Raw genomic sequence first — 12,694 nt, 5'->3', positions numbered from 1 at the left:
TTTTATCTCAAAGAGTACAAAAAAACACGACTCCGGTTAGAATCGTGTTTTTTGTCGTAATAAGGAGTTCCTTATCGTTTTTCTCCTGCATCTCCGATTTTTCTGTTCTTGTCTCGCCCATATTTCAGATGCTTGGGCATACCAATAACCTGAGAAGAGTAAATACCCGCATGTCCCGAAAACATGTAAGCCGTTACGCATGCTATGCCTGCGAAAATCCCGATCTCGGCGCCGAAAAGTTCGATAGCCATTAGGGTACAGGCCAACGGAGTATTGGCCGCACCCGCAAAGACCCCGACAAATCCAATTCCGGCCAATACCGCAACGGGCATCGGAAGCACATAAGCCAATGCGTTGCCCAAAGTGGCGCCGATGAAGAAAAGAGGCGTAACTTCACCGCCTTTGTAAGCTGCGCCCAGAGTGATTGCCGTAAAGATCAGCTTGGCTGCGAAATCGTAAGCGGGGAGAGGTTCGCTGAAAGCGGCGCTGATAGTCGGCAGTCCCAGACCGATATATTTGGTAGTGCCCGTAAGGTAAACCAATGCGGCGATTATCACACCGCCTACAACCGGGCGGAACGGAGGGTATTTGATGTGTTTTTTCAGAAATCCGCCCCATTTGTGAGTCGCTTTGGCGAAAGCCCTCCCGGCCAATCCGAAACAGATGCCCGCCACTATGGCGTACAGAACGTTCTGAAAGTCGGCTTCGGGAATGAAGCTGACGCTGTAGTGGGAGTGGTGCGCATTCCACATTCGGGTAACATGGTCGGCGAAAACGGAAGCCATAAAGGCCGGGAGAATGGCGTCGTACCTGATTCGGCCCAAAAAGAACACCTCCAAACCAAAGACTGCCCCGGCTAAAGGCGTACCGAACACCGAACCAAAACCGGCGGCCATACCGGCGATAAGCAAGATTTTGCGGTCGCGTGGCCTAAGTTTGAACAGTCCGGTAAATTGGTCGGCGATGGAAGCGGCCATCTGTATGGCGGTGCCCTCGCGCCCGGCCGATCCGCCGAAAAGGTGGGTGATTACCGTTCCGCCGAACACCATCGGGGCCATGCGGAATTGCAGGATCTTTTTCGGGGAATGGATTTGCTCCAAAATCAGGTTGTTCCCTTTTTCCACCCGTTTTCCGAAATAATGGTAAAGCAAGCCGACCGCAAGTCCACCAAGCGGCAAAAGGGCGATCATGAAAAGGTGACTTTCCCGGAAATCGGTGGCCCATTCCAATGAGAAAAGGAACCAGGCGGAAGCCGTGCCGGCCCCGGCACCGATAAGTAGCGTAATGATCAGCCACTTGATCAGATAGAAGACTACGGGTATTCTTCGGAATGTTTTGACGTACAGGCTATCGGAACTGTGCGATGGTTTTTCGTCCATGATTATACTATGCTATTGTTTGGGCGATTGCCCGGGAGTCTTACCCCTTATGTCAACCGATTGTTTGCGGATGCGAATGTCTTGGTTTTCAGCTAAAAAATGCAAGACATTCGTCATGCTTGTAGAATTACGTGAAAATTTAATAGGCATAAAAAAACAGGAAACGGTCTGCTTCCTGTTTTTTTCATTCTTTTTCCGTTTTAGAAAGCGTAAACACCCTCTTTTTCCAATTCGGGAATAATGCTGAGGTGTTCCTCTGCGACAAGGCCTCCCGGAAACAGGAACTTACGATCGATCAAACCGTCTGGGCCGAAGAAGCTGACCCAATATTCGTTCGTGATACCGAAAACTTCCGGGCTGACGGGCTCTATTTTGATAGCGCAATCCGGATCCACTTCCTTAAACATGTGGCGCAGAACGCTGGTGTTCACCTCTTTTCCGTCGATCAGGTCATAACCGCGGGAAGCGACAATCACATTCTCAAGCTTATAAGAATTCAGGTTGATCAGGTAAGCGTCCCAAACCTGTTCTCCCTTTTCGTTTTCCGAACGGACAATCGCCACCCGGACGCCTTTCATTTCCTTTATCTCGATGTCTTTTTTCATGCTTTTTCAATTTCGGACTCAAACAGCACCATTTCGAACAGTTCCGCCAAATGCGCTTTGAGTTTGTCTTCCACTTCCTTTAAGTCCAAATCACGGCCCAGTTCGGCGTTCATCGACGTGACCTCTTTGTCGGTGATTCCGCAAGGGACAATGTTGTTGAAGTAGCTCAACTCCGTGTTTACGTTCAGGGCCAAACCGTGCATAGATACCCAACGGCTGGTTTTTACGCCCATTGCGCAGATTTTTCTCGGTCTGATCTTTTTTTCGAAATCAAGCCATACGCCAGTAAGCCCTTCGATCCTTCCCGCTTCAATGCCGTAATCGGCCAAGGTGCGGATCACGCCGTCTTCCAGAAAGCGCATGTATTTGTGGATGTCCGTAAAGAAATTCTCCAAGTCCAAGATCGGGTAGCCCACAATCTGCCCCGGACCGTGGTAAGTGATGTCGCCGCCACGGTTGATGTGGTAATAGTCGATGCCTCGCATTTTCAGCATTGATTCCGTCATTAGCAAATTGCCGGCATCACCGCTTTTGCCCAAGGTGTATACATGCGGGTGGTTACAGAAGATCAAAAAGTTCTCAGTTAGCTCCTGGTCTTTCTCCTCCTTTTTCCGGTTCGCGATTTTCACGTCCACGATACCTTTGAAAAGTTCCTCCTGCCGGTCCCAAGCCTGCTTGTAGTCTACGGTTCCCCATTCCAGGAACTTGACGCGCTTATTGATCTTGTGGTTCATTTTTGGCCTTATTGTTATGACTCAAAAAGTGGCCGGGAACATTTCCGAGGCCACACCGCATTACATACGGACAATTATGGCGCAAAGATACGGAAACAGACAGCATCCCGACAAACGGGCGGTGGGGAATTACGGCGAAGACTTGGCTTTGGAACATTTGAACGGGAGCGGATACCGTTGTCTTGAACGGCAATACCGTCACGGCCGTCATGAGGTGGATTTGATTATGAGGGACGGCCATACGGTGGTGTTCGTGGAAGTGAAAGCCCGCCGTGACGCGTCATTTGGGTATCCCGAAAAATCCGTTGGTAGAGACAAGCGCGAACATATACGTAAAGTGGCGGGTGGATATTTGGAGAAAACGGGTTGGGAAGGGAATATCCGCTTTGATATCGTATCTGTTTTGTTTTTTCCGGAGTTGAAAATTGACCATTTTAAGGACGCTTTTTGAATATGTAAGGCAACATGAATGACTGAAACACGTTAAAATGCTTATCCGTCCATAAATAAGATTTCGATTCGTTATATTCGTTAAATCCCTGTGAGATAGACTATTCGAAAATGAGAAGAATTTTGTTGCTGACCTTGGTTTGCTTGTTTTCGTCCGTGATGGTGGCCGAAGCGCAGAGAACTAAGAAGAAGAGAAAAAAGAAGAAGAAAGCGAAAACGGAGCGCCGTAGTGACCAACCTAGCTCCGTGGAGTTTTCCGATCAATCCGCTCCGTTGCGTTTCGCTCCGATGCCGGGAACGTACACGCTTTCCGAAGCCGAGCGCAAGAAGAGAATAAAACAGCGGGAGATATTCAATAAAAAGCAACAAAAAGCTCACGATAAAGCGATGAAGGATTTGGCCAAAGCCAAACGGAAGGAAGCCAAACTCAAAAAGAAACCGCAGTATTCTGACCCGACGTATTTCGGTCATAAAAAGAAACCGAAATGGCGAAAGCCGGGCAAGATGAAATTTTGTAAAGATTGTGGGCAGGTGCATTGACACCGCCCTTTTTTTGTGCCTGTCACTTTCAGCCTTTGTCCAGTCGCTTTTGGAAGAGGTATTTCTCGGACTATATTTTTAATTTAAAATAAAAAAATAATGTCTTTTATAATTAAAAGAGATAAAAACTCCCTGTTTTTGATTTGAAACGATTAAATTCATACCTGTACATGTTTTTTTGAAACCTAACCAAAATACTTTTAAGATGAGACTAAGAGGAATCTTGGCAAGCGCCTTGGCTGTTGCGCTTTGCTGGGCGTGTTCCCCGCAGAAGGAGGTTAAGGAAAACACCTATCAGGTGATTCCAAAACCGGCTTCTTTGACGCCAGCGAAAGGTGTTTTCACCATTGAGCCGGGCACCGCTATCACCTTGGCCACCGACACCGAAGAAGCCCGCAAAGTGGCGGATTTCCTTTCGGCTATGGTGGAAAACGCTACAGGCAAAGCTTTGGAAGTGAAAGCCGGCGAGGCCAGCGCTTCAGGTATTGTACTGAGCGTTGACGCGCAAGCGCATACAAACCCGGAAGGATACACCGTAAGTGTAAATGACAAAGGAATCGCCATCTCGGCGCCACAAGCCATCGGTTTGATGTACGGAGTGCAGACCGTTCGTCAGCTTTTGCCAACCGGCACCGAGGGTAAGTTCCAAGGAGCTTTGGAAGTGCCTTACGTTAGCGTAAAGGACGCACCTCGTTATAAGTACAGGGGTATGCACCTTGACGTTGGACGTCATATCTTCCCGGTGAAATTCATCAAGAAATACATCGACATGATCGCGATGTTCAAGATGAACACTTTCCACTGGCACTTGACCGAAGACCAAGGTTGGAGAATCGAGATCAAGAAATACCCTAAACTCGCCGAAGTAGCTTCTAAAAGAAAAGAGACATTGGTTGGCCACATGGGAGGTTCAACCGAATACGACGGAAAAGAGTACGGCGGGTATTATACTCAGGAAGAGGTAAAGGAGATCGTAAAATACGCTTCTGACCGCTTCGTGACTATTATTCCCGAGATCGAATTGCCTGGTCACTCGGTAGCTGCTTTGGCCGCTTATCCTGAGCTTGGCTGTACTGGCGGACCTTACGAGGTGAGAACCAAGTGGGGAATCAGTAAAAAAGTTTACTGCGCGGGAAATGAAAAGACTTTTGCTTTCCTCGAAGATGTTTTGAGCGAAGTGTTGGAGCTTTTCCCGAGCAAATATATCCACATCGGTGGTGACGAATGTCCGAAAGACAGCTGGAAGAAATGTAAGAAGTGCCAGAAGCGCAAGAAGGAAGAAGGCTTGAAAGATGAGCACGAGCTCCAGAGCTACTTCATCGCCCGCGCCGAGAAATTCCTCAACAGCAAAGGCCGCGCTATCATCGGTTGGGACGAAATCCTCGAAGGCGGTTTGGCTCCGAACGCTACCGTAATGTCATGGAGAGGAATGAAAGGCGGAATCGAAGCGGCAAAAGAAGGTCATGACGTTATAATGACGCCGGGCTCGCACTGCTACTTTGACCACTATCAGGCCGACAAGGGCCTTGAGCCTTTGGCTATCGGTGGTTTCACTACCGTTCAGAAAGTTTACAGCTTCGAGCCGACTCCCGCGGAACTTGACGCCGACAAGGCTAAGCATGTTCTCGGTGCGCAAGGAAACGTTTGGACTGAGTACATGAAAACTCCCGAGCATGTGGAGTACATGGCTTTCCCTCGTATGATCGCCCTTTCCGAAGTGGTTTGGTCTCCGAAAGAGTCAAGAAACTGGGACGACTTCAGCAACAGGCTTTTCACGGCTTTCGAGCGTCTTGATATTCTTGATGTGAATTACGCCAAAGCCATCTACAACGTAGAGCCTAAGGTGACTTACAACGGTGAGAAAGGCAACGTGGAAGTAGCCTTGAAGAGCCCGCTCAAAGACGTTGAGATTCGTTACACTGTAGACGGAACCGAGCCGACAGCGAAGTCTTCGCTTTACGCCGCTCCGTTCGGTGTAGACAAAACATCGACTATCAAAGCCGGAAGCTTCAAAGGCGAAACAGCTATGAGCAAAGCCGTCACTCGTCGTGTTGAGATCAACAAAGCCACAGGCAAAGACATCAAGTTGGACACCAAGCCTGAGAAACGTTACGCCAAGCTCGGCGCCATCACTTTGGTGGACGGTATCCGCGGTTCTGACACTTATGGCGACGGCAAATGGCTCGGATTCCGTAGCGAAGATTTGTCAGCGGTTATCGACTTGAAAGAAAGCACGGACATCAAGAATGTGACCGTAGGCGCACTCGCCGACCAAGGCGCATGGATTTTCTTGCCAAGCGAAGTGACCGTTTCGGTATCGGCTGATGGAAAAACCTACAAGAAGGTAGGCGAGATCAAAGATATCAAAACCGAAAAAACCACGAAGAAAGGCACTCACAACTTTGATGTGAAATGCACTGAGAAAGCCCGCTTTGTAAAAGTTGAGGTGAAACGTCACGGCAAGCTTCCGGAATGGCACAGCGGAGCCGGAAAAGAGGCCCACTTGTTTGTTGACAACATCAACATCGACTAAGTTCTTTTCGCTTCAGCGGAGAATGATTCCGGTTTGGAATTAAAATTGAAAGCCCGACGAATTTCGTCGGGCTTTTATGTTTTTTCGGAAAGAGTTTTTTTCTAGAAATCTTCAAGATCGTCTTCCTCTTGCTTCGCGTCGTTTTGGTCATTTGGCGTCGCTTGTTCTTCCTCTTTGCGTTTGTTTTTCTTGCGCTTTTTCTTCTCTCTCCGTTTTTTCTTTTTCGCCTCCTTTTCGTCTACTTCAACGTATTCGTCGCCTTTGGTGTCGCCTCTCTGCTTCTTGACTTTCCTTTTGAAGAAGAAAAGAAAGCGTTTGGTCTCTACGGAATCCTCTTCCACTTCCTGAGTCAAGACGCCTAGTTCAGGCTCTTTCTTTTCCGGGCCGGTAGGCTTCGGCAGATATTTGGCGAAATGGAGCATGTAGACGTACTGCTCGCGGTTGAAGTGATAATGCTTAACCGCCGTACTGTCCGTCGAAAGCGAATCGGCCTCGGTTGTGGCGTCAGCGTCAGTGTCGTCGCCATCTGTGAAAAGTATCTCTTCCGTTATTCCGTCTTCGCCGAGATCCTGTTCCTGATTGTCATAAACGTCCACAGTGTACGCGGCGGTGTCCGTTTCTATTTTGATAGAATCGTACAGCGGAATGGTATTGAGTTTCGGGAAGATTTTGTCTTTTATATCGACATACAAACCATGAGGTCCAAGGCCGTTTTTGTCTTTGTTTACCTCAAAGGGAATAGGCTCTCCGGCAGGTGTGAATGGGGAGAAATAAAGTTGTTGTTGCTTAAGGTCCGGAATAAAAGCGGACTGGTAAGCCGGGCAGACCAACTCTTTTCTGCATGATGCCAGCGAGAATACGACTAATACGGAATAAAAAAGGTTCTTCGCTAAGCGTCCCATGCAAATAGATAACGAATGATTATCAAATTTTCCTTAACCCGTGTTTCTTGTGTTTGTCGGTTATGGTGATTTTACTCTTTCGGCGTTAAATAATTAAATAAAAAGCCATAAAAGTAAAAATAAACAACCGGACAAAATTATACGCTTTTCTTGAAAGTCAAAAGTGATCCATTGAAAAAGGATCAGGTTTGCAGGAAATAGCGAAGTAGGTCCCTAGTTTCGCCGTCAGGGCGATTTTCGAAAACACTTTCCTTGTCAAATGTCTTGAGCATCCGGTTAATGATCGGCAGTTTCTCGTGCTTGACTACGGCCATGATTTCCGCTCCCGAATTATTGCGTTTGGCCAGCCTTTCAAAGAGCGTTGGCAACCCGCCGACGGAAGGGCAGGCCTCGGCTTCCACAACAATGACGATTTTTGAGGCCTCGTCCATGAGCTTTGTCGTATAGTCAATAAGAACTTTCCCGGAGTAATTGTCTAAATCCACGGAGGTTAGATCCACGAAGCTTTCTTTTGCCCACTTGAGCAAAGCGGGGTTGAACGGCAATTCCAGCGGATCACCTTTGGCGAAGAAATGTATCAGCAATTTCATGTCGTTTCGTTTATCGTACGGTAACCCTTTTGGAGTGTTTTCCGCTTTCCGTCTCGGCCACAACTATGTAAACACCCGTGGCCCAAGATACGGTGGGTATACGGACTGTACTTCCGGCCTCGGAAGGGAAATCGTTGAGGATGCGCCGGCCTGTAGTGTCGAATACGGATATGGTCGCTTTTTCACTGACGCTTATTTTCAGCTCCCCGCCGTTTTCCACGGGATTAGGGTAAATATGGATTGGCGAGTCGTCGTGGTTCTTGTCCGTGTAAGCGAATAATTCGAGCCCGCCTTCCGCCGTCCCTACAAAAATCAGTAGGGGCCCGCCCGGGCGGAGTCTCGCTTGGGCAAATGCCGTTCGCGAAGATAGGTTGGCGGGAAGCCGATCGCCTAGATCCGAAACAATCGCTTTTTCCTCTTGTAAAACGAATGTGTCTCCCGCTTTTTTATGTATGGAAACATTTCCGGAAAGATCGGTTGTTAGTAAAATAGGGCTCTTGCCTGAGATAAACGTTGAGGCGAGATTTCGACGGAGCGAATGATCGTCTTTGCCCGCAAAATTCTTTTCGATGAGTGTGAAGATTGCCGTTCCGTTCTCATAGGTTGTTTTGTAATACTCTAACCGTCCCGATTTTTTACCGAGAAAAAGGTCTTCGGAACCGTCATCATCAAGATCGAAAAAACTCCAGTGATCGCCTTTGCCAAACGGTGTTTCCCATGCGCTAAAGCGTTCGGGAGTCGGAGTTTCGCCAAGTTCCGCAAATTCGGTTTTCAAAGTCTTTCCGTCGGCGGCGATATATGCGACGGCCAGTTCCGGGGTTTTGTCGCCGTCAGCGTCCACGATTACTGGTCGGAGATCCATTCGGCCTAACTTGGCCCATCCGCCAAAGTCGTTGTCTTTTAGTTCGAATTTTGGGTTTTCGGTAGTTCCCGTATTTTCCAAAAGGGCGAAAGCGCCTCGTACGCCTCCGAATCCCGATTTGTCGTAAGCGACTAACAAATCGGTTTTTCCGTCATTGGTGAAGTCGGCGGCTACCGGGGCTGTTTGGCTTCCCAGATCAAGTGTTTTATCAGAAAGGAAAGGCTGGGCGGTATTGTCGTAGCTGTCTCCCGTATTTTTGTGCCAAAAGATGCTTTGGGAATAATCGGTGTTGCCACTAAGGTCGTTATTGAAGTTTGTGGCTACGATTACGTCCTTTTTGCCGTCAAGGTCCGCATCTATCTGATAAGGTACGGGATAGAGCATGTGCGAAGGCTGGTTATTCAAGGGAAAAGCGGGGCGGTATTCTCTCATAAGAATATTGCCGGCCGAACCATTATTGGTAATGGCGTAAACCTGGTCGCATTGTTCATGGCCAGCCCATAAGTCAGGAAGTCCGTCTTTGTTGTCGTCAACGATCAGCAAACTTTTTCCTCCTACATGCTCGGTTCGTAACTGGCGGTTTTGGCTCTCTTCGGAACATATATTTTCACCGAATACGAAATAACAATCGCATTCTTCGAAATCGCCCCATTTGTCATTCGCTTTCGTGAAGCTGAGAGCGCCGGCTTTGCCGGTTTCCTCAACGCTGAGGTTTTTGTGATGCCGTACGAAACTTCCGATTGAGAAATCGTAAAGAAAAATATCAAGATCGCCGTCCGCATCAATGTCGTGGATAGCGGGAATATCGTCGGATGCTACTTGTAAATTGACTGGTCTTGTACCTTTTTGGGTGTAAATGGGGTCAGCTGTTACTTCCCATGCTGGGCTTTTGCCGTCGTCCGTTCGCTTGATGGCTACTACACCCAGCAGACCTTTGGTGAAAATATCCGCTTTACCGTCTTTGTCATAGTCGACCCAAACCATCCAGCCGTTTATGTTATCCGGTAATGTGTTTTCGAAGTTAGGGGAGTGGATGTAGTTTCCGTCGGTGTTAAGCAAAACCCTGAGCCTGTTTCCTGCCCTGCTGTAGAGTATCAGGTCTTCCTTACCGTCACCATCCAAATCTGAGGAGGCGAGTTGTGTGGCGTCCACTCCTCCGAACCAAGGCATGGATAGCGGTTTTCCGGCTACTTTTAGTTCGAGTGTGTTATATCGTTTGAGGCCTTGCCCTTCGGCGAACAAGGCCAAGGTCACCAATAAAGAAAGCGTCAGGATTTTTTTCATTAAAAAGGATTATTGCTCCCTGAAAAATAGTCATTTTTTGAATGACACAAAAAAAGGCGATTCGGTAAAGAAAGGGACGAGAATAATCTGAAAAAGTTGCCGCCACCACATTTTTGGGTGATGACGGCTTTAATCCAAGTGATCAGAAACGTAGCTGCATTTTTACTCTTACTGTATGAAATTCGATTTTAGAGTCGTCGAACAGTTTGTCCACTACATCGGCTGGGACTTGCGTGTTTTGGCTGTCCATCAATATTCTGTAGTTCAGGTCATCAGTTACATTAAGGAACTCGTACTGTACCATTAAGCGCAGGTAATCGGGAACAAGCGTAAAGTTAAAACCGCCGCCCACTGTCCAGCCTTTGTCGAAGTTTGTAGTTTCGAAATCGTTTGGAGCGTCAGGAATTACGTCGCGGACGTAACCGCTGGAAAATCCGGCTCCGCCAGTGTCTAGGTAAGAGAAACGGGCGACGGGCTCTATCCATTCGAAATCGTAAGCTACCGTGGCTTGCCCTCCGAACCCGTAAGCCGTAGGCGAGTTGGCTGCCCTGTTTGGGGCGTCGGCGTCACCGAATCCGCCTTTTATGAACTTTCCGTGTTCCGAATCCGTCCAGTAAGCTTCCGCAAGAACGTAGAGTTTGTCCGATTGGAAACGGACGTAAGGGTTGTAGGCCAACAATTGCGAATAGCGACGCTCCTCAACCGGAAAATATGCGATTCCGTTCGGGCTGAGGTTGAAGTTAACCCCGGCGTTAAGAGCTGAGTTTTCCCATTTTGCTCGGTAGCCTAACCCGGCGTAGAAGTTTATGCGATGATAGTTTTCGGAAGATCCTGCCCTGACAGGGTTAAAAGATTCAGAAGTAAGGGCCAAATAGTACCTGAATCCGCTAAAAACGAAATTCGCTTTGCCTTGCCATTGTAGGCCTACGTGGCGGTTACCGATTCCCAAAGGCGTACAAACATAACCTGAAGGCCTCCCTGTATCGTCGTCCCATTGAGTAAAACCATTCACGTAATTGTTGGCTAGGGAACGCTCTATCATCTTGAGTTTGGAGATATGGGTGTACTCCTCCATACCGAAGAAAACTTTGGTGTAACCCAGCTTCAGATTACCGTTGAGTAATCCCCAATTCACTTTCTTTCCGATAAAAGCCTCATCCACATAATCCCGAAGGTTACCGTAGCGATAACTCCCGTTAAACATGTCCAGAGCTAAGGATACACTTGCGTACCAGTGGTCCGGTAAGTGCAAATCGAATCCGAAGCGGACACGGCGCGCCAGAAATCGGCTGACATAAGAAGTGCCCGGATTGTCGAACAGGAAGTCTTGGGAGCCGAACGGTAGGTCCGGGTTGATGCCGACCAGCTGACTCCGGCTGTCGGACAGATCCATAAAATTATACTGGGCTTCAACTAGGCCTTTGGGCTTGAAGGTCACTTGGTTCTCCTCTCCGAAGTGGAGGTACCCATGTCTCCTTTGCTGGCGGTCATGATGCCTGTCGTGCCAGTGATCTTGCCATACGTAAACGGTTACGCTCTCAGGCGATTCCTGAGCGCTTAAGTGGGGCGTGACGCTTAGTAAGGTTATGAGGGTAGCGAGTAATGTTTTTACTTTCATAAGGATTGGGTGAGAGTGTTGTGTTTATTTGCAAATCGTACTTTGATTCTATATATGTTATCGGTTATTAAAAACTTAACATCAAAGTGATGGTTTGAGTGGGTTTGGTTATATTTATAGTTGAATGGATTCAAAAGTCACTCGTGTAAGGGAGTTGGTGAAATAACGCCGAATGTTGGGGTCGATCTTGGGCGATTTTTTTAATGTGGAGACGTGTTTGGCGCAGGAAAACAGAAATATTATGAGCTTAATCCAAAAGATTGCGAGACAAGTGTCGGGTTCGGATACTGATTTGATTTCAGTGAAAAAAATCTCTGGAGGAAGCATTAATGACGCTTATAAGGTGAGAACCACAAATGGCGAGATCTTTTTGAAAACCAATCGCTATGAACTGGAGCCAATGTTTGAGAAAGAGGTGAGGGGTTTGAGTGAGTTAAGGGAGCTGGGAGCCATGGGAGTGCCACCCGTTCTTGGAATTGGCACAATGGAAGACCTTTCTTTTTTGGCCTTGGAATTATGGAGTTCGGATGAGCCCGCCAGTGATTTTTGGGAAAATATGGGAAGGGGTTTGGCGAAGATACACCGTAATTCGGCGCCGGCCTTTGGGATGGATTTCAGTAATTATATCGGAGAGTTGGTCCAAAACAATACATGGACGGAAGACGGGTTTGAGTTTTTTGCCAACAGAAGATTATTGCCATTGGCGATAAAGGCTTCCGATTTGGGCTTGATGGATCGGCATGAGATCAAAATACTGGAGAGCGTCTGCAAGGCTTTGCCTAACTTGTTGCCAAAAGAGAAACCTGCGTTTTTGCACGGCGATTTATGGGAAGGGAATGTGGTTGTCGCTCCCGGCGGACAGGCCGGTTTGATCGATCCGGCAGTTTATTTCGGCTTTAGGGAAGCGGAACTGGCGTTCACAAAGCTTTTTCAGCCTTTTGGTTCAGGGTTTTATGAAAGTTATCAGGAGGAGTTTCCCCTTGTTTCCGGATTCGAGCAGAGAAAAGATATTTATAACCTGTACCCTTTGTTGGTTCATTTGATACTGTTCGGCGCAAGTTACCGGAGTAGGATTCTTTATGTATTGAATAAATTTCGCTGATAATCAGTCAAATGATAAATTGTTTCGATTTTTTTTAATTGATATGCAACTCCTGATATTTTTGCCTGTCATTAGGCCAGAACAAAGCAAAAGCA

General features: G+C 47.7%; 11 protein-coding genes. 4 read left to right on the top strand and 7 right to left on the bottom strand.

The genetic code is table 11. From position 1 onward, the window contains the following. Window positions 1-71: 71 nt before the first annotated feature. From AABK39_RS14005 to lipB, 3 genes are all read right to left on the bottom strand, one after another. Window positions 72-1,379, bottom strand: a complete 1,308-nt coding sequence (locus tag AABK39_RS14005) for a voltage-gated chloride channel family protein (protein ID WP_338391962.1) — start codon at window positions 1,377-1,379, stop codon at window positions 72-74. A 200-nt stretch (window positions 1,380-1,579) separates the two neighbouring features. Then, the gene (locus tag AABK39_RS14000; protein WP_338391961.1) at window positions 1,580-1,984 is read right to left on the bottom strand and encodes a hypothetical protein; all 405 of its coding nucleotides are present in this window, start codon (window positions 1,982-1,984) and stop codon (window positions 1,580-1,582) included. Continuing rightward, window positions 1,981-2,718 (bottom strand): lipoyl(octanoyl) transferase LipB, encoded by a 738-nt coding sequence (gene lipB / locus AABK39_RS13995; protein WP_338391960.1) that lies wholly within the window; start codon window positions 2,716-2,718, stop codon window positions 1,981-1,983. The genes AABK39_RS14000 and lipB overlap by 4 nt, the downstream gene beginning before the upstream one ends. Window positions 2,719-2,794: 76 nt before the next feature. On the opposite strand from lipB, the gene AABK39_RS13990 reads away from it, so the two are divergent. The 3 genes from AABK39_RS13990 to AABK39_RS13980 all read left to right on the top strand — a co-directional run bounded on the left by AABK39_RS13990 (window position 2,795) and on the right by AABK39_RS13980 (window position 6,241). Continuing rightward, window positions 2,795-3,169 (top strand): YraN family protein, encoded by a 375-nt coding sequence (locus tag AABK39_RS13990; protein WP_338391959.1) that lies wholly within the window; start codon window positions 2,795-2,797, stop codon window positions 3,167-3,169. Window positions 3,170-3,279: 110 nt separating this feature from the next. Beyond that, window positions 3,280-3,708: a hypothetical protein gene (locus AABK39_RS13985; protein WP_338391958.1), complete on the top strand. Its 429-nt coding sequence runs from the start codon at window positions 3,280-3,282 to the stop codon at window positions 3,706-3,708. 205 nt (window positions 3,709-3,913) lie between these two features. After that, a complete protein-coding gene (locus AABK39_RS13980; protein WP_338391957.1) occupies window positions 3,914-6,241 on the top strand; it encodes a glycoside hydrolase family 20 protein in 2,328 nt (775 codons plus the stop codon). 101 nt (window positions 6,242-6,342) lie between these two features. On the opposite strand, the gene AABK39_RS13975 is transcribed toward AABK39_RS13980, so the two are convergent. From AABK39_RS13975 to AABK39_RS13960, 4 genes are all read right to left on the bottom strand, one after another. Then, complete coding sequence (locus AABK39_RS13975) at window positions 6,343-7,143, bottom strand: hypothetical protein (RefSeq protein ID WP_338391956.1); 801 nt, start codon at window positions 7,141-7,143, stop codon at window positions 6,343-6,345. A 182-nt stretch (window positions 7,144-7,325) separates the two neighbouring features. Continuing rightward, a complete protein-coding gene (locus AABK39_RS13970) occupies window positions 7,326-7,733 on the bottom strand; it encodes a hypothetical protein (protein ID WP_338391955.1) in 408 nt (135 codons plus the stop codon). Window positions 7,734-7,743: 10 nt separating this feature from the next. Further along, entirely contained in the window at window positions 7,744-9,879 is a 2,136-nt protein-coding gene (locus AABK39_RS13965) for a T9SS type A sorting domain-containing protein (RefSeq protein ID WP_338391954.1), read from the bottom strand. A 142-nt stretch (window positions 9,880-10,021) separates the two neighbouring features. Beyond that, a complete protein-coding gene (locus AABK39_RS13960) occupies window positions 10,022-11,497 on the bottom strand; it encodes a porin (RefSeq protein WP_338391953.1) in 1,476 nt (491 codons plus the stop codon). Window positions 11,498-11,738: 241 nt separating this feature from the next. Between AABK39_RS13960 and AABK39_RS13955 the strand changes: the two genes are divergently transcribed. Beyond that, the gene (locus tag AABK39_RS13955; RefSeq protein ID WP_338391952.1) at window positions 11,739-12,599 is read left to right on the top strand and encodes a fructosamine kinase family protein; all 861 of its coding nucleotides are present in this window, start codon (window positions 11,739-11,741) and stop codon (window positions 12,597-12,599) included. Window positions 12,600-12,694: the final 95 nt, after the last annotated feature.

The organism is Fulvitalea axinellae, from assembly GCF_036492835.1.
GTDB classification, from domain to species: Bacteria; Bacteroidota; Bacteroidia; order Cytophagales; family Cyclobacteriaceae; genus Fulvitalea; species Fulvitalea axinellae.
This window is presented reverse-complemented; position numbering and strand designations above follow the sequence as displayed.

Coding starts and splice junctions, on each gene's coding strand:
- AABK39_RS13975 (WP_338391956.1), bottom strand. CDS start 7,143: ATGGGACGCTTAGCGAAGAACCTTTTTTATTCCGTATTAGTCGTATTC.
- AABK39_RS13970 (WP_338391955.1), bottom strand. CDS start 7,733: ATGAAATTGCTGATACATTTCTTCGCCAAAGGTGATCCGCTGGAATTG.
- AABK39_RS13965 (WP_338391954.1), bottom strand. CDS start 9,879: ATGAAAAAAATCCTGACGCTTTCTTTATTGGTGACCTTGGCCTTGTTC.
- lipB (WP_338391960.1), bottom strand. CDS start 2,718: ATGAACCACAAGATCAATAAGCGCGTCAAGTTCCTGGAATGGGGAACC.
- AABK39_RS14005 (WP_338391962.1), bottom strand. CDS start 1,379: ATGGACGAAAAACCATCGCACAGTTCCGATAGCCTGTACGTCAAAACA.
- AABK39_RS14000 (WP_338391961.1), bottom strand. CDS start 1,984: ATGAAAAAAGACATCGAGATAAAGGAAATGAAAGGCGTCCGGGTGGCG.
- AABK39_RS13990 (WP_338391959.1), top strand. CDS start 2,795: ATGGCGCAAAGATACGGAAACAGACAGCATCCCGACAAACGGGCGGTG.
- AABK39_RS13985 (WP_338391958.1), top strand. CDS start 3,280: ATGAGAAGAATTTTGTTGCTGACCTTGGTTTGCTTGTTTTCGTCCGTG.
- AABK39_RS13980 (WP_338391957.1), top strand. CDS start 3,914: ATGAGACTAAGAGGAATCTTGGCAAGCGCCTTGGCTGTTGCGCTTTGC.
- AABK39_RS13960 (WP_338391953.1), bottom strand. CDS start 11,497: ATGAAAGTAAAAACATTACTCGCTACCCTCATAACCTTACTAAGCGTC.
- AABK39_RS13955 (WP_338391952.1), top strand. CDS start 11,739: ATGAGCTTAATCCAAAAGATTGCGAGACAAGTGTCGGGTTCGGATACT.